We start from the raw sequence: 15,931 nt of genomic DNA, 5'->3' as shown, positions 1-15,931 counted from the left end.
CCGCCCAGGCTTCCATCCGTGCGTCATGATGACGAATTGGCGATTTGATCGCTCCGGATCCGCGGGATTGTCGATTTGAATACGGCGACTCCGCCGCGGTTGAATTCCCTGGTTTGGATGGGCGTGTCCCATCGACATTATTTCGAGATGGAGTTCCCTTGATGTTTGGTCGTAAGTCCCGCGGTAACGCCGATGCACAGCTTGCCGCTATCAGCCGCTCGCAGGCGATGATCGAATTCAAACTTGATGGGACGATCATCACGGCCAACAAGAATTTTCTCGATGCTCTCGGCTACCGGCTTGACGAAATCCAGGGCAAGCATCACTCCATGTTCGTGCCGGCCGACCAGCGCGACAACGCCGAGTACAAGGCGTTCTGGGCCGCGCTGAACCGTGGCGAGTATCAGGCGCGCGAGTTCAAGCGGATCGCGAAGGGCGGTCGCGAGGTCTGGATCGAAGCATCCTACAATCCGGTGCTCGACGGCGACGGCAAGGCGGTGATGGTTGCCAAGATTGCGACCGACATCACCGAGAAGAAAATCCGGAGCATGACGGACGCCTCGAAGATCGCCGCCAACAGCCGCGCCCAGGCCGTGATCGAGTTCAAGCTCGACGGCACCATCGTCACCGCCAACGAGAATTTCTGCAAGGCGCTCGGCTATTCGCTCGCCGAGATCGAGGGCAAGCATCACAGCCTGTTCGTGGAGCAGGCCGAGCGCGACAGCGCGGCCTATCGCGAATTCTGGGCCAGGCTCAACCGCGGCGAATACCGGGCCGGCGAGTTCAAGCGCGTCGGCAAGGGTGGCCGCGAGGTCTGGATCCTCGCCTCCTACAATCCGCTGCTCGACGAGAACGGCAAGCCGTTCGGCGTCGTCAAATACGCAACCGACGTGACCGCGGAGAAGCTGAAGAACGCGGATCTCGCCGGTCAGATGTCGGCGATCGACAAGGCGCAGGCCGTGATCGAGTTCAACATGGACGGCACGATCATCACCGCGAACGCCAACTTCCTCGCCACGCTCGGCTATTCGCTGGCCGAGATCCAGGGCAAGCATCACAGCATGTTCGTCGAGCCCGGTGAGCGCGATGGCGCGGCCTATCGCGAGTTCTGGGCGGCGCTTGGCCGCGGCCAGTACCAGGCGGCCGAGTACAAGCGCATCGGCAAGGGCGGCCGGGAGGTCTACATCCAGGCTTCCTACAACCCGATCCTCGATCTCAACGGCAAGCCGTTCAAGGTCGTGAAATACGCCACCGACACCACGCGGCAGGTGCTGGTCCGCATGGGCAACGAGCGCGTCCGCGCTATGATGGAATCGGTCGCGGCAGGCTCCGAGGAGCTCAACGCCTCGGTGCGGGAGATCTCCGAGGCGATGACCAAATCGCGCGAGACCGCGATGAGCGCGGTGGATCAGGTCGCCTCCGCCGATGCGCAGGCGCAGCGCCTGACCGAGGCGGCGCAGGCGATGAGCGGCATCATCGAGATGATCAACAGCATCACGGGGCAGATCAATCTGCTCGCGCTCAACGCCACGATCGAATCGGCGCGCGCGGGTGAAGCCGGCCGCGGCTTTGCGGTGGTCGCCTCCGAAGTGAAGAGTCTCGCCAACCAGGCGCGACAGGCGACCGACAAGATCGGCCAGGAGATCGGCAGCCTCAACGGCATCTCCGGCGACGTCGTCAGTGCGCTCGGCTCGATCAAGCAGGCGATCAACAATGTCAGCGAATACGTGACATCGACTGCCGCCGCCGTCGAGGAGCAGAGCACGGTGACGAGCGAGATGTCGACCAGCATGCAGCGCGCTGCGGCGGAAGCCGCGGCGATCGCGGCGAGGGCGTAAGCCGAGCGCGCAGGAATGGCAAAGGCGCGCTCTTCGCGCGTCGTACCCACGTCTTTCCCTCGATCAACGCACAAGACGTGGGCACGCTACGCTTTGCCCACCCTACGGCACCGTCACTGCTTCGGCAGCTTGGCCTTCAACGCATAGAGCGCATCGAGCGCCTCGCGCGGCGACATCTCGTCGGGGTGCAGCGCTTTCACCGCGTCCATCAGCAGTTCGGCCTCGGTCGGCGGCGCGGCTTCTGCGGCGGCGCGCGATGGCACCGCGAACAGCGGGAGATCGTCGGCCAGCGCGCGGGCGGTCTGGCCGCGGTCCTGGGCTTCGAGTTTTGCCAGCACCGATTTGGCGCGATTGATCACGGCCGGCGGCAGGCCGGCGAGTTTGGCGACCTGGATGCCGTAGGAGCGGTCGGCCGAGCCCGGCAGCACCTCGTGCAAGAACACGACGTTGCCCTGCCACTCCTTCACCCGCACGGTCGCGTTGAACATGCGCGGCAGCTTTGCCGAGAGCGCGGTCAGCTCGTGGTAGTGGGTTGCAAAAAGCGTGCGGCAGCGGTTGCTTTCGTGCAGATGCTCGATCGCGGCCCAGGCGATCGAGAGACCGTCGAAGGTCGCGGTGCCGCGGCCGATCTCGTCGAGGATCACCAGCGCGCGTTCGCCGGCCTGGTTGAGGATCGCAGCCGTTTCGACCATCTCCACCATGAAGGTGGAGCGGCCGCGGGCGAGATCGTCGGCGGCGCCGACGCGCGAGAACAGCCGGTCGATGATGCCGATCCGTGCCCGCGTGGCCGGCACGAAACTGCCGATCTGCGCCAGCAGCGCAATCAATGCGTTCTGGCGCAGGAAGGTCGACTTACCCGCCATGTTCGGACCTGTAAGCAGCCAGAGCTGGCCGGACTTTTGTGCCGGGCTTGGCGAGAGATCGCAGGCATTGGCGATGAACGGCTCGCCATTGCGCTTCAAAGCCTGCTCGACCACGGGGTGGCGGCCGGCCTCGATCGCAAAGCCGAGCGAACCGTCGACCTCGGGCCGCACGTAGTTCTCGTCGACGGCGAGCTTGGCCAGCGACGTCGCAACGTCGAGCAGCGCAAAGCCTTGCGCCGCGGCGCGCAGATCGTCGCTGATCTCGAGCGCCTTGGCGCAGAGCCGTTCGAAGATTTCGAGCTCGAGTCCCAACGCGCGGTCGCCGGCATTGGCGATCTTGGCCTCGATCTCGCCGAGCTCCGACGTCGTGAAGCGCACCTGGCCCGCCAGCGTCTGGCGATGGATGAAGGTCGCGTTGAACGGCGCCGACATCAGCTTGTCGCCATGCTGCGCGGTGACCTCGACGAAATAGCCGAGCACGTTGTTGTGGCGGATCTTGAGGCCCTTGACGCCGGTGTCGTCGGCGTAGCGCGCCTGCATCGAGGCCACGACCAGGCGCGAGGCGTCGCGAAGGTTCCGGGCTTCGTCGAGCGCCGGCTCATAGCCGGCACGAACGAAGCCTCCGTCGCGCTTGATCAGCGGCAGTTGATCGTCCAGCGCGCTGGCGAATTCGGCCGCGAGTTCGCGCGAGGGACGCTTCAGCGCCGCCATCACCGCTGCAATTTCCTGTGGCGGCTGGTCGAGCTCGCCGAGCCGCGCCAGCACCTGGTCGGCGGCGAGGATGCCGTCGCGCAGGCCGGCGAGATCGCGCGGTCCGCCGCGGCCGACCGAGAGACGGGCGAGCGCACGCGACATGTCGGGCGCGCCGCGCAGAATGCTGCGGATGTCCTCGCGCGTGGCCGAATCCGCGACGAAGGCGCTGACGGCATCGAGCCGCCGCGCAATCGCCGGCGCATCGGTCAAGGGTGCTGCAAGCCGTTGCGCCAGCAGGCGCGAACCGGCCGACGTCACCGTGCAATCGATGGCATCGAGCAGCGAGCCGCGGCGTTCGCCCGCGAGCGTTCGCGTCAGCTCGAGATTGGCCCGGGTGGCGGGATCGATCGCCATGGTCGCGCCCGAGGCTTCGCGTGCGGGCGGTGACAGCGGCGGGTGCTTGCCGACCTGGGTGCGGTCGACATAGGTGACGGCGGCGGCAGCGGCCGTGGCCTCGAGCCGCGAGAGCTGCGCCAGCCCGTCCATGGTCGCGACGGCAAAGTAGTCGCAGAGGCGCTTTTCGGCGGTAGCGCCATCAAAGACGTCGCGGGTCACCGGCGTCACCGCCGGCAGCTCGCGCAAGGTTTGTCCGAGCTCGTTATCGCTATAAAGCGCGTCGGTGACGATCGCCTCGTTGGGATTGATGCGCGCCAGCGTCGCGGCAAGCTCACCGCCCGAAACCTCCGTGACCGTGAATTCGGCGGTCGAGATGTCGATCCAGGCGAGACCAAAGCGGTCGCCGCCGGCCGACGAGCGCGCCCGCGCGATCGCCAGCAGATAGTTGTTGGCGCGCGCGTCGAGCAGCGTGTCCTCGGTCAGCGTGCCCGGCGTGACCAGCCGCACCACGCCGCGGCGGACGACGCTCTTGTTGCCGCGCGCTTTGGCCGCGGCGGGATCCTCGGTCTGCTCGCACACGGCGACCCTGTGGCCGGCGCTGATCAGGCGATGCAAATAATCCTCGGAGCGCTCGACCGGCACGCCACACATCGGGATATCGTTGCCCTGATGCTTGCCGCGCTTGGTCAAGACGATGCCGAGCGTCTTCGAGGCAATTTCCGCGTCCTCGAAGAACAGCTCGTAGAAATCGCCCATCCGGTAGAACAGCAGCAGGCCCTGATGCGCGGCCTTGATCTCCAGGTACTGTTCCATCATCGGCGTGACGCGCGCGGCGGCTTCCGCCGGCTGCGCGGGCGTCTCATCGGGGGGCGGTACAGGGATGGGCTGTTGCATGGTCATGGGCGGCGCAACCTACAAAATTTCGCCTCGTGCTCCTATCGGTTTGGCCGGGCCGGGCGGGTTTTCCACGTTGTCCGCACCGCGGCATGCGCTGGCGGCGTGCGCACCCTTCGGAACACGCAAGAAACCGTCAATTGACCTGCCGCGGGCGCCCTCCTAAAACTCCGCCGACATTGAAGAATTTCCGCCGAACCGCGGCATTCAGGGAGAACAACGATGCGTGACGTCTTTATCTGCGATGCCGTGCGGACCCCGATCGGCCGTTTCGGCGGCTCGCTCGCCAAGGTGCGCGCCGACGATCTCGCCGCCGCCCCGATCAAGGCGCTGATGGCCAAGCACCCCAATCTCGACTGGGCGCAGGTGGACGAAGTCTTCTTTGGCTGCGCCAACCAGGCCGGCGAGGACAACCGCAACGTCGCGCGCATGGCGCTGCTGCTCGCGGGGCTCCCGGACTCGGTTCCCGGCCAGACCCTGAACCGGCTCTGCGCCTCCGGCCTCGATGCAGTCGGTGCTGCCGGCCGCGCCATCCGCTCCGGCGAGATCGAATTTGCGATCGCCGGCGGCGTCGAATCCATGACGCGCGCGCCGTTCGTGATGGGCAAGGCGCAGGAAGCCTTCTCGCGCTCGGCCGAGATCTTCGACACCACCATCGGCTGGCGCTTCATTAATCCGCTGCTCAAGGCACAGTATGGCGTCGATGCGATGCCGGAGACGGGCGAGAACGTCGCCGAGGAATTCCAGGTCTCCCGCGCAGACCAGGATGCCTTCGCGATCCGCTCGCAGCAGCGTGCGGGTAAGGCGATCGCAGCCGGCTATTTCGCGGAAGAAATCACCCCGATCACCATTCCCGGCGGCAAGGCCGGCCCGGTCACGATCGACAAGGACGAGCATCCGCGTCCCGAAACGACGCTGGAAGGTTTGGCAAAACTGAAGCCGATCGTGCGCAATCCCGGCACGGTGACGGCCGGCAATGCCTCCGGCGTCAATGACGGCGCGGCCGCGATGATCCTGGCCTCTGAGGCCGCCGTGAAGAAGCATGGCCTCACGCCGCGCGCCCGCATCCTCGGCCTCGCCTCGGCCGGCGTGCCGCCGCGCATCATGGGCATCGGCCCCGTGCCCGCGACCCGCAAGCTGATGGAACGTCTGGGCAAGAAGATTACTGATTTCGACCTGATCGAACTCAATGAAGCCTTCGCCTCGCAGGGCATCGCCTGCATGCGCCAGCTCGGCGTTGCCGATGATGCCGATTTCGTCAATCCGCATGGCGGCGCCATCGCGCTCGGCCATCCCCTCGGCATGAGCGGCGCGCGCCTCGCGCTCACCGCCGTCCACGGCATGGAGAAGCGCGGCGGCAAGCTCGCGCTCGCCACCATGTGCGTCGGTGTCGGCCAGGGCGTTGCCGTTGCGATCGAGAAGCTGAACTGACGGTCTATCCTCTCCCTCTCCCCGTTCTTGCGGGGAGAGGTGAAGAGCCGGCGGACGGCTGGGAGACAAGCATGATCATCGAGCGCGAGCAGGATATCACGGCCGCCGCACTTGAGGTGATGGAGCGGACGTCCGATCCGCGGATGCGGCAGATCATGGTCTCGCTGGTCAAGCATCTGCACGGCTTCGTCCGCGACGTGCGCCTGACCGAGAAGGAATTCCGCGACGCCACGGCCGTCATCGCCGAGCTCGGCAAGCTGACCACCGACACGCACAACGAGGTCGTGCTGATGGCGGGCTCGCTTGGCGTCTCACCGCTGGTGTGCCTCCTCAACAACGGCGATCACGGCAATACTGAAACCGATCAGTCGCTGCTCGGACCGTTCTGGCGGCTGAACTCGCCGCGGGTGGAGAATGGCGGATCGATCGTTCGGTCCGAGACACCTGGCGCGCCGCTGTTCGTCAATGGCCGTGTCGTCGACAAGGACGGCCGCCCCGTCGCGGGCGCGGAGGTTGATGTCTGGCATGCCTCGCCGGTCGGGCTCTATGAGAACCAGGACCCTGAGCAGGCCGACATGAACCTGCGCGGCAAGTTCACGACCGATGCCGACGGGCGCTTTGCCTTTCGCTCGGTGATGATGGTGGGTTACCCCATTCCGACAAACGGTGTGGTCGGCCGCCTCCTGGAGGAGCAGAGCCGGCACCCCTATCGCCCCGCGCATCTGCACGCCCTGATCTTCAAGCCGGGATTCAAGGTGCTGATCTCGCAGGTCTACGATCCCAATGACCCTCATATCGACAGCGACGTGCAGTTCGGCGTGACAAAGGCGCTGATCGGCAAGTTCGTGCGCCACGAGACGCCGCATCCGACCGCGAATGACATCTCTGCGCCCTGGTATTCGCTCGACCATACCTACCGGCTCGAGGCCGGGGAGGCCGTGCTGCCGCGTGCGCCGATCAAGTAAGGCTTGGTGACCGATGATGCCGGGTTTGCCGGAGGCGCTAAACCGGCTTCCCTAGATTAGTTATATTCTATAATGATTGGCAGAAGCGTTGACCGGCTGGACCAAAATGGCCGGGGAGGAGTTCGCCAATGACATTCATCTATCCCACCGACAGCAACAAGGCGCATCCGCTGCCGCTGTCGCCCGACTACAAGAGCTCGATCAAGCGCGCGCCGAACAAGCCCCTGATCCCGATGCGCCACACACTGTCGGAACTGACCGGCCCGGTCTACGGCCATGAGACCGTGCGCGACGGCGACAATGACCTCACCACCCAGCACACAGGCGAGCCGCTCGGCGAACGCATCATCGTGCACGGCCATGTCCGTGACGAGGATGGCCGCGGCGTCCCGAACTCGCTGGTCGAGATCTGGCAGGCCAATGCCTGCGGCCGCTACGTCCATGTCCGTGATCAGCATCCGGCGCCGCTGGATCCGAATTTTACCGGCGCGGGCCGCACCCAGAGCGATGCATCCGGCTATTACCGCTTCGTCACCATCAAGCCCGGCGCCTATCCCTGGGGCAATCACCACAACGCCTGGCGCCCCGCCCACATCCATCTCTCGGTGTTCGGCCATTCCTTCGTCACCCGCCTCGTGACGCAGATGTATTTCCCGGGTGACCCGCTGTTCCCGTTCGATCCGATCTTCAACTCGGTGCCGGACGAGAAGGCGCGGATGCGCATGGTGTCGTCGTTCGACCTGGAGAATACCAAGCCCGAATGGGCGCTGTGCTATCGCTTCGACATCGTGCTGCGCGGCGAGAACGCCACCCCCATGGAGACCAAGTAACGTGCAGGATTCTGTGAAGCCCGATGGGATCACGCCGTCGCAGACGGTCGGCCCGTTCTTCAAATACGGCATGACGCCGACCGGCGAATATGCCTGGAACGACGCCTTCACCAATTCGACGCTGACGCCTGACGTCACCGGCGATCGCGTCCGCATCGAGGGCCGGGTGTTCGACGGCGACGGTGCCATCGTGCCGGACGCCATGCTGGAGATCTGGCAGGCGGATGCGCAGGGCCGCTTCGCCGATCCGCAGGACAAGCGCGCATTGCCGAATGCGAGTTTCCGCGGCTTCGCCCGCTGCGGCACCGACAAGGACGGCAATTACTCCTTCGACACAGTCAAGCCGGGTGCGGTGCCGGATCCCGACGGCAAGCCGCAGGCGCCGCACATCGTTCTGGCGGTGTTCGCGCGCGGCATGCTGCGGCATCTTTATACCCGCATCTATTTCAGTGATGAAGCCGGCAACGCCGCCGATCCCGTGCTCGGATTGGTGCCGGCGGAGCGGCGCGCCACGCTGATCGCGGTGCGCGAGGCCGGCAAAGCGGTCTACAAGCTCGACCTGCGCCTGCAGGGCGACAACGAGACGGTGTTCTTCGACGTGTGACGTCTTGCCGTCTTCCTGTGAAGGCGGCTGTCGCGCGCTGGCGCTTCCCGGTGTGATCATGCAGTATGGCTGCGGCACCGGGGGGCGCGATTCATGACATCCTCACAACTGCCGGCGGTCGCTGAACCCGGTTACCTCACGGCCGCGCTGCGCAAGGCCGGCGCGCTGGATGCCGGGGCCGTGCGCGAGGTGAAGGTGCTGCACGAGCGCGACACGGTCGTGTCGCACATCACCCGGCTCGGCCTGCGCTATGTCGGAGAATCCGGCGGTTCGCCGCAGACGCTGATCCTCAAGACGCCGCATGCCGACTTTGCCAAGACGCTCGCCAATGGCGGCCGGCACGAGCTGGACTTCTATACGATGCTGGCACCGCGCATGCCGCGGGGGTTGGTGCCGCGCTGCTTCGACGGACGTTTCGACGAGGACACCCTCAACTGGCATCTCCTGCTTGAAGATCTCACCGATAGTCATGAACTTGCGACCGTGCCGACGCTGCCACCGTCGCGAGATCAGTCCATGGCCATCGTCACGACGTTGGCGGGCATGCATGCGACGTGGTGGAATCATGCCGACCTCGGCGAGACCGTCGGCACCTGGGCAAGCGCCGAGGATAGCGCGGCGCATTTGGAGACGTTCGCCGGTCATTACGATCGCTTCGCCGATGAGCTCGGCGATCGCCTGAGTGAGGAGCGACGCATTCTCTATCGCCGGCTCATCGAACAGTCGGCCCGGCTGTCGCAGCGCTATCATTCGCGGCGCCACATCAGCATTGTCCATGGCGACGCGCATACCTGGAACTTCCTGCTGCCGCGCGCGGGCGTCGCCGACACCGTGCGCATCTTCGATTTCGATCTGTGGGGCATCAATGTGCCCACCAACGACCTTGCCTACATGATGGCGATCCAATGGTATCCGGATCGTCGGCAGGCGCTCGAGCGGGCGCTGCTTAATCGCTACCACGAGACGCTGCTCGCACATGGCGTGACCGGCTACACACGCGGCGCGCTCGACCAGGATTATCGCTGGTCGGTGCTCTGGCACATCACCAAGCCGGTCTGGCAATGGGCGATCAACGTCCCACCAGGGATCTGGTGGAACAATCTGGAGCGGGTGATGATGGCAGTCGAGGATCTCGGCTGCGAGGAGTTGTTGTAGGGCTGTTGGAGCACGACGGCAGTTCAACAACTCCGGTGTCGTCCCGGCGAAGGCCGGAACGACAGGGGAGACGGCGGCTCGACCGCGTCCTATTCCATCACCGCGTGTTCCGGCGCCGCCTGCTTGCGCAGCGTGGCCTTGGTCGAGCCGATCATCAGCGCCAGCGGGATGGTGCAAAGGATGAAGAACATCACGAGCTGATAGTCGTGCGCGAACGCGATGATCTGCGACTGCACGCTGACCATGCGGTCGGCCATGGCGCGGCCGGCATCGGTGGAGAGGTTGATCATGCCGCGCACGTCGGGCATCTGGAGCGCGTGGTTGAACGGATTGATGTGCTCCGACAGGATCGCGTAGGTCTTGCGGGTGCCCTGCGTCAGCTGGGCGATCACGATGGAGATGCCGACCGAGCTTGCGACGTTGCGCAAGAGTGTCAGCATCGAGGTGCCGTCGGTGCGCAGATGGTTCGGCAGCGTCAGAAACGACACCGTCGAGAGCGGCACGAAGACCAGGCCGAAGCCAAAGCCCTGGATCACGCTGACGATGACGATCTCCGGCACCTGGGTCTGGTCGGTCCAGCCGGTCATCTGGAACAGCGAGGCCGCCGTCAGCGACAGGCCGCAGATGATCAGCGTGCGGGCCTCGATGTAGCGCATGATACGGCCGACCATCATCATGGCAAAGAAGGTGCCGAAGCCGCGGCTCGCGAGCAGGCCGCCGGCGGTCATGATGGGATAGCCGATGACGTTTTGCAGGTAGGGCGAGGCCAGCGCCATGGTCGAGTACAGCACGAGGCCCATCACTGTCATGAAGATGCAGCCGGTGAGGAAGTTGCGATCCTTGAACAGCGCGAACTGGATGAAGGGCCGCGCCGTCGTGAACGAGTGCGCGAAGAAGTAATAGAAGGCAATGCCCGAGATCACGAACTCGGTCACGATCTCGACCGACTCGAACCAGTCGAGCTGCTCGCCGCGATCGAGCGCAAGTTGAAGTGCACCGATCCCGATCGCCAGTGCGCCAAAGCCGAACCAGTCAAACTTCAGGCTGAGATTCTTGTCGGTCTCGTCCATGAAGACGGCGAGCCCGAGCACGGTGATCGCGCCGAACGGCAGGTTGACGAAGAACACCCAGTGCCAGGAATAGCTCTCGGTCAGCCAGGCCCCCAGCGACGGGCCCATGATCGGCCCCATCATCACGCCCATGCCCCAGATCGACATGGCGGTCGCGCGTTCCTGCAGCGTGTAATAGTCGAGCATCACCGCCTGCGACAGCGGCACCAGCGCCGCGCCGAACACCCCCTGCAGCAGGCGGAACAGCACCATCTGGTTGATGTCCTGCGCGAGTCCGCACAGCACGGAGGCCAGCGTGAAGCCGGCCGAACAGATGATGAAGATGCGCTTGCGGCCGTAGCGATTGGCGATCCAGCCCACCGGCGCCGTCATGATGGCGGCGGCGACAATGTAGGAGGTCAGCACCCAGTTGATCTGGTCCTGCGACGCCGACAGCGTGCCCTGCATGTAGGGCAGCGCGACGTTGGCGATCGTGGTGTCCAGCGCCTGCATGATGGTCGCCGTCATGGCGCAGATCGTCACCATGTTCCGGCGCAGGCCGGGGACCATCAGGCTGGCATTGGACATCGACTCAGTCCTTGTCCTGATTTGCCGTGGCCGACAGGCCGAGCAGGCCGGCGAGCGAACGCTGGTGGCCGGTGTCGATGGTGGCATAGACGCTCATGCCGGCCTTCAGCTTCTTCACGTATTTGTCGCTCTCGTCGAAATAGATCCGGATCGGCACGCGCTGCACCACCTTGACGAAGTTGCCGGTGGCGTTCTGCGGCGGCAGGATTGCGAACTGCGCGCCGGTGCCGGGGGAGAGCGAGCCGATCTTGCCCTTGAAGACGTGGTTCGGGAACGCGTCGACCTCGAGGGTCACCGGCTGTCCTTCGGTGACGAACGTCAGGTCGCTCTCCTTCGGATTGGCGTCGACCCAGGGATGGGCGATGTCGATGACGGAGAACACAGCCGTGCCGGCGGCGACGTAGCGGCCGAGTTGGATCTGCTCGACCTGGGTCGCCACGCCATCCATCGATGCGCGCACCACGGTATGATCGAGATTGCGCTCGGCATTGTCGAGCTTGGACTTGGCGGAAACGTAAGGCGGGAATTTATCGAGCGGCAGGTCGGTATCGCCGAGCAGCTGGGTCTTGGCGGTCGAGATCTGCTGCTTGACGTATTGCGCGATTGAACCCGACGTGACCAGCGCGTTCGAGGCGTTGTCGAGATCGAGCTGCGAGCCGTAGCTGTTCTTCACCAGCGCCTGCTTGCGCTCGACGTCGCGCTGCTTCAGGTCGACGCCCTGCTGGGCGAGGTTGAGCATGTCGCCGTAGATCTTGATGTTGGCGCGCAGGTTGTCATAGGTCGTCTGCGCCTGCATCAGCTGCGCCTTGGCCTCGTCCACCGCGAGGCGGAACGGGACGGGGTCAATCTCGAACAGCACGTCACCCTGCTTGACGAGCTGGCCTTCCTTGACGACGACCTTCTCGATCTTGCCGGAGATGTCCGGCGTCACCAGCACCTTCTGCGCGCCGACATAGGCATCGTCGGTGCCGACATAGCGGCCGCCATGGAGATAGAAGGTCAGGCCGGCGATGACGGCGACGACGGGCAGCACCACCATCAGCAGGAAGCGGCGATGGCGGCGCAGGCCGGCGACGAAGCGGCGGCGCGGATCGGTACCGGCTTTCTTGGTCGGCTTGCCGCTGTCGATCTTCTGCTCGGGCTGGAATTTGAGAACCTGATCAGCCATAGCGCTGCTCCTTACGCGCTTGTTCCGCACCAGATGTCTGGATCGCGGTACGCACGTTTTCCTTGATGGTTTCGAGTTGTGTGAGAAGGCGGTGGGCGTCCGCCGGGCTGATGCCGTCGAGCGCGTTCGCCGTGAGTTCCGACTTCAGGCCGCTCATCCTGCCCAGCAGAGCGCGGCCGGCCTTCTTCAGATAAAGGCGCTTGACGCGGCGGTCCGAGGCGTCGCTGCGGCGCTCGATCCAGTCGCTGTCGCACAGCTTGTCGATCAGCCGCGTCAGCGTGATCGGCTGCATCTCCAGCAGTTCGGCAAGTTCCGACTGTTTCATGCCCTCGCTGCGCTCGACCTTGGCCAGCACCGCCCATTGCGCGCGGGTGATGCCAAAGCGCGACGCCTCCTTGTCGGCATAAACCCGCAAGAGGCGGTAGAGCTCGCCGAGCGTGAACAGGAAATTCTGGTCGACAGACCCGCGGGTCATGAGCTTGGTCTCCAATAAGCTAGGATATAATAAGCAAGCTTATGATTATTTCATGGCGGAAGAACGCGATGCTGTCCCGCAGCAAAAGCATGGCTGACCGCCGCCGCATTGGTCGTGCTTTGGGTTCCCCGGCCGAAATGCTAGAAGGCGGGCCGAATGACCCTCGCAAAGCCGGCATTTCCGACGCCCGACCATGATCACGGCCGCTGCACCGCGGACGCGCTGGCGCATGCGGAAGCGGTCTGCGAGCAGCGGGCGCAGAAATTCACGCCGATCCGGCGCCAGGTGCTGGGCGCGCTGCTCTCCAGCCATCGTCCGCTTGGAGCCTATGAGGTGATCGACGAACTCGCCAAGTCGATGGCGCGACCGGCGCCGATCACGGTCTACCGCGCTCTGGATTTTTTGATGGCGAACGGCCTCGTGCACCGCATCGAAAGCCGCAACGCCTATCTCGCCTGCGCCGCCCACGACCATGATGCGACCTCGGCGGTCGCGTTCCTGATCTGCGAGCGCTGCGGTCTGGTCGGCGAGATCCCGTCAGGATCCTTTGCCAAGGAACTCAACGCCGCGGCGCGCGCGTCGGGCTTCGTACCAAAGCTGTCCGTGGTGGAGATCACGGGTGTCTGCACCCATTGTCAGAAAACCTCTTGAAGCAACAACGGCGCAAAGCCGGCCCCCGGGAAGAAATGTCCTCACCTCAAGCCAACCCGTCCGCCGCACGTCCCCTCAGTGCCGGCGCCATCGCGCTGATGCTGATGCTGTGCCTGACCTGGGCCTTCAATCAGATCGCGATCAAGCTGGTGCTGCCGGATGTCCCACCGATGCTGCAGGCGATGATCCGCTCGATGGGCGCGCTGCCGGTGCTGTTCGTCATTGGCACCGTGCGCGGCGTCAAATTCTTCGAGCGTGACGGCACGTGGAAGCCCGGCCTGATCGCCGGGCTGATGTTCGGCATCGAGTTCGTGCTGATCTTCCAGGGCCTGCGCTTGACCTCTGCGTCTCGGGCTGTGGTGTTTCTCTACACCGCGCCGTTCTTCGTGGCGCTCGGCTCCTATCAGGTGCTCGGCGAGCGCCTGGGCAGCACGCAATGGCTGGGGCTGGCGATCAGCTTTGCCGGGGTCGCGCTCGCGATCGGCGTGCCGCAGGCCAATGTCGACTCACAGGTTCTGCTCGGCGATCTCATGGTTGTTGGCGGCGCTTCACTTTGGGCTGCGACCACGCTGGTCGCCAAGGCGACGCGGCTACGCTTCGCGGCGCCCGAAAAGGCGCTCGGCTATCAGGTCGCGACCTCGATCCCGATCCTGGGTGCGGCTGCCTGGCTGTCCGGAGAATCCATCACCCACACCCCGTCGCCGCTGTCGTTCGCCTTGATGGCCTTCCAGGCCATCTGGGTGGTTGGAACCACGTTCACGCTTTGGTTCGCGCTGGTGAAGGCCTATTCGGCCAGCAAATTGTCGGCTTTTACCTTCATCACCCCTTTGTTTGGCGTGGTGGGTAGCTATTTCATCATGCACGATCACCTGAGCCTGGCGTTCGGGGCGGCAGCCGTCCTTGTAATTGCTGGGCTTTTTCTGGTTAACCGTCCGAGCCAAACGGCGGCGGCGCCAGCTGATGCATTGCTGAACGTCACCAAAACCTGATATTTGGACCCCATGAACAAGCTCGAAAACCCCCTCGATTCCGACATCGCAGGCCCGGCGCCGCGTCACCGGACCACCCAGGTCAAGGTTGGCAACGTCGCCGTCGGCGGCGGCGCGCCGATCGTCGTGCAGTCGATGACCAACACCGACACTGCCGACATCGACGGCACCATTGCCCAGGTCGCAGCGCTCGCGCGCGCTGGCTCCGAAATGGTCCGCATCACCGTGGACCGCGAGGAAGCCGCTGCCGCCGTTCCGCACATCCGTGACGGCCTGGCCAAGCGTGGCATCACCACGCCCTTGATCGGCGACTTCCACTACATCGGCCACAAGCTGCTCGCGGCCTATCCGGCCTGCGCCGAAGCACTGGCCAAGTACCGCATCAATCCCGGCAATGTCGGCTTCAAGGACAAGCGCGACACCCAGTTCGCCGACATCATCGAGATCGCGAACAAGAACGGCAAGCCGGTCCGCATCGGCGCCAATTGGGGCTCGCTCGACCAGGAACTGCTGACCAAGCTGATGGACGAGAACGCCGCGTCCGCCAATCCGCGCGACGTGCGCGCGGTGACGCGCGAGGCGATGGTACAGTCCGCGCTGCTCTCGGCCGCGCGTGCCGAAGAGCTTGGCATGCCCAAGGATCGCATCATCCTCTCCGCAAAAGTCTCGGCGGTGCAGGATCTGATCGCGGTCTATCAGGATCTCGCCAGCCGTTCCGACTACGCCATCCATCTCGGCCTGACCGAGGCCGGCATGGGCTCGAAGGGTATCGTGGCGTCCTCGGCCGCGCTCGGCATCCTCTTGCAGCAGGGTATCGGCGACACCATCCGCATCTCGCTGACGCCGGAGCCCGGTGGTGACCGCACCCGTGAGGTGCAGGTCGGCCAGGAGCTGCTGCAGACCATGGGCTTCCGCACCTTCGTGCCGCTGGTTGCGGCGTGCCCCGGTTGCGGCCGCACCACCTCGACCACGTTCCAGGAGCTGGCCAGCTCGATCCAGGAATTCATCCGCGACGAGATGCCGGGCTGGAAGAGCAAATATCCGGGCGTGGAAGAGCTCAACGTCGCGGTGATGGGCTGCATCGTCAACGGCCCCGGCGAATCCAAGCACGCCAATATCGGCATCTCGCTGCCGGGCACCGGCGAAGCGCCGGCCGCGCCCGTCTTCGTCGATGGCAAGAAGTTCCGCACGCTGCGTGGTCCAACCATCTCCGCCGACTTCAAGGCGCTGGTGATCGACTACATCGACCAGAAGTATGGCCAGGGCGCCAAGGTGCCGGTATCGGCGGCGGAGTAATCGTCTCCGACATATCGGAATCGTAGGGCGGATTAGCGCAAGCGTA

General features: G+C 64.8%; 13 protein-coding genes. 9 read left to right on the top strand and 4 right to left on the bottom strand.

Features of this window, described 5'->3' with window-relative positions; genetic code table 11:
- The first annotated feature begins 161 nt into the window (after window positions 1–161).
- Window positions 162–1,838, top strand: coding sequence for a PAS domain-containing methyl-accepting chemotaxis protein (locus QA645_RS42965; protein WP_254135107.1), 1,677 nt, complete (start codon window positions 162–164; stop codon window positions 1,836–1,838).
- A gap of 113 nt (window positions 1,839–1,951) precedes the next feature.
- Here QA645_RS42965 and mutS read toward each other — a convergent pair whose 3' ends face one another.
- On the bottom strand, window positions 1,952–4,690 hold the full coding sequence (gene mutS / locus QA645_RS42960) for a DNA mismatch repair protein MutS (RefSeq protein ID WP_283047225.1): 2,739 nt from the start codon (window positions 4,688–4,690) through the stop codon (window positions 1,952–1,954).
- Between the two features lie 216 nt (window positions 4,691–4,906).
- On the opposite strand from mutS, the gene pcaF reads away from it, so the two are divergent.
- The 5 genes from pcaF (at window position 4,907) to QA645_RS42935 (ending at window position 9,669) form a co-directional block, all read left to right on the top strand.
- A complete protein-coding gene (gene pcaF, locus QA645_RS42955) occupies window positions 4,907–6,115 on the top strand; it encodes a 3-oxoadipyl-CoA thiolase (RefSeq protein ID WP_254135105.1) in 1,209 nt (402 codons plus the stop codon).
- Between the two features lie 71 nt (window positions 6,116–6,186).
- Window positions 6,187–7,080 (top strand): dioxygenase, encoded by an 894-nt coding sequence (locus QA645_RS42950; protein ID WP_283047223.1) that lies wholly within the window; start codon window positions 6,187–6,189, stop codon window positions 7,078–7,080.
- A 128-nt stretch (window positions 7,081–7,208) separates the two neighbouring features.
- Entirely contained in the window at window positions 7,209–7,910 is a 702-nt protein-coding gene (gene pcaH, locus QA645_RS42945) for a protocatechuate 3,4-dioxygenase subunit beta (RefSeq protein ID WP_283047221.1), read from the top strand.
- A 1-nt stretch (window position 7,911) separates the two neighbouring features.
- Entirely contained in the window at window positions 7,912–8,514 is a 603-nt protein-coding gene (gene pcaG / locus QA645_RS42940) for a protocatechuate 3,4-dioxygenase subunit alpha (RefSeq protein ID WP_283047219.1), read from the top strand.
- A 93-nt stretch (window positions 8,515–8,607) separates the two neighbouring features.
- Entirely contained in the window at window positions 8,608–9,669 is a 1,062-nt protein-coding gene (locus QA645_RS42935) for a phosphotransferase (RefSeq protein WP_283047218.1), read from the top strand.
- A gap of 89 nt (window positions 9,670–9,758) precedes the next feature.
- On the opposite strand, the gene QA645_RS42930 is transcribed toward QA645_RS42935, so the two are convergent.
- Genes QA645_RS42930 through QA645_RS42920 form a run of 3 tightly spaced genes read right to left on the bottom strand, consistent with a single transcriptional unit; the run spans window position 9,759 to window position 12,949 of the window.
- Window positions 9,759–11,306 carry an MDR family MFS transporter gene (locus tag QA645_RS42930; protein ID WP_283047217.1) on the bottom strand — a complete coding sequence of 516 codons (1,548 nt, stop codon included), beginning with the start codon at window positions 11,304–11,306 and terminating at the stop codon, window positions 9,759–9,761.
- 4 nt (window positions 11,307–11,310) lie between these two features.
- On the bottom strand, window positions 11,311–12,474 hold the full coding sequence (locus tag QA645_RS42925) for an HlyD family secretion protein (RefSeq protein ID WP_283047216.1): 1,164 nt from the start codon (window positions 12,472–12,474) through the stop codon (window positions 11,311–11,313).
- Window positions 12,467–12,949 (bottom strand): MarR family transcriptional regulator, encoded by a 483-nt coding sequence (locus QA645_RS42920; RefSeq protein ID WP_212303293.1) that lies wholly within the window; start codon window positions 12,947–12,949, stop codon window positions 12,467–12,469. Before QA645_RS42920 ends, QA645_RS42925 begins: the two co-directional genes overlap by 8 nt.
- Before the next feature lie 156 nt (window positions 12,950–13,105).
- Between QA645_RS42920 and QA645_RS42915 the strand changes: the two genes are divergently transcribed.
- From QA645_RS42915 to ispG, 3 genes are read left to right on the top strand one after another with little or no spacing between them, the layout of a single operon-like run.
- Window positions 13,106–13,600, top strand: a complete 495-nt coding sequence (locus tag QA645_RS42915; protein ID WP_283047212.1) for a transcriptional repressor — start codon at window positions 13,106–13,108, stop codon at window positions 13,598–13,600.
- A gap of 35 nt (window positions 13,601–13,635) precedes the next feature.
- Entirely contained in the window at window positions 13,636–14,589 is a 954-nt protein-coding gene (locus QA645_RS42910; RefSeq protein ID WP_283047210.1) for a DMT family transporter, read from the top strand.
- A 12-nt stretch (window positions 14,590–14,601) separates the two neighbouring features.
- Complete coding sequence (gene ispG / locus QA645_RS42905) at window positions 14,602–15,885, top strand: flavodoxin-dependent (E)-4-hydroxy-3-methylbut-2-enyl-diphosphate synthase (RefSeq protein WP_254135097.1); 1,284 nt, start codon at window positions 14,602–14,604, stop codon at window positions 15,883–15,885.
- Window positions 15,886–15,931 lie beyond the last annotated feature (46 nt).

Source organism: Bradyrhizobium sp. CIAT3101, from assembly GCF_029714945.1.
Classification (GTDB): Bacteria; Pseudomonadota; Alphaproteobacteria; order Rhizobiales; family Xanthobacteraceae; genus Bradyrhizobium.
The sequence above is the reverse complement of the archived record's forward strand: the minus strand, read 5'-3'. Positions and strand labels throughout refer to the sequence as shown.

Coding starts and splice junctions, on each gene's coding strand:
- QA645_RS42965 (WP_254135107.1), top strand. CDS start 162: ATGTTTGGTCGTAAGTCCCGCGGTAACGCCGATGCACAGCTTGCCGCT.
- mutS (WP_283047225.1), bottom strand. CDS start 4,690: ATGACCATGCAACAGCCCATCCCTGTACCGCCCCCCGATGAGACGCCC.
- pcaF (WP_254135105.1), top strand. CDS start 4,907: ATGCGTGACGTCTTTATCTGCGATGCCGTGCGGACCCCGATCGGCCGT.
- QA645_RS42950 (WP_283047223.1), top strand. CDS start 6,187: ATGATCATCGAGCGCGAGCAGGATATCACGGCCGCCGCACTTGAGGTG.
- pcaH (WP_283047221.1), top strand. CDS start 7,209: ATGACATTCATCTATCCCACCGACAGCAACAAGGCGCATCCGCTGCCG.
- QA645_RS42935 (WP_283047218.1), top strand. CDS start 8,608: ATGACATCCTCACAACTGCCGGCGGTCGCTGAACCCGGTTACCTCACG.
- QA645_RS42930 (WP_283047217.1), bottom strand. CDS start 11,306: ATGTCCAATGCCAGCCTGATGGTCCCCGGCCTGCGCCGGAACATGGTG.
- QA645_RS42925 (WP_283047216.1), bottom strand. CDS start 12,474: ATGGCTGATCAGGTTCTCAAATTCCAGCCCGAGCAGAAGATCGACAGC.
- QA645_RS42920 (WP_212303293.1), bottom strand. CDS start 12,949: ATGACCCGCGGGTCTGTCGACCAGAATTTCCTGTTCACGCTCGGCGAG.
- QA645_RS42915 (WP_283047212.1), top strand. CDS start 13,106: ATGACCCTCGCAAAGCCGGCATTTCCGACGCCCGACCATGATCACGGC.
- QA645_RS42910 (WP_283047210.1), top strand. CDS start 13,636: ATGTCCTCACCTCAAGCCAACCCGTCCGCCGCACGTCCCCTCAGTGCC.
- ispG (WP_254135097.1), top strand. CDS start 14,602: ATGAACAAGCTCGAAAACCCCCTCGATTCCGACATCGCAGGCCCGGCG.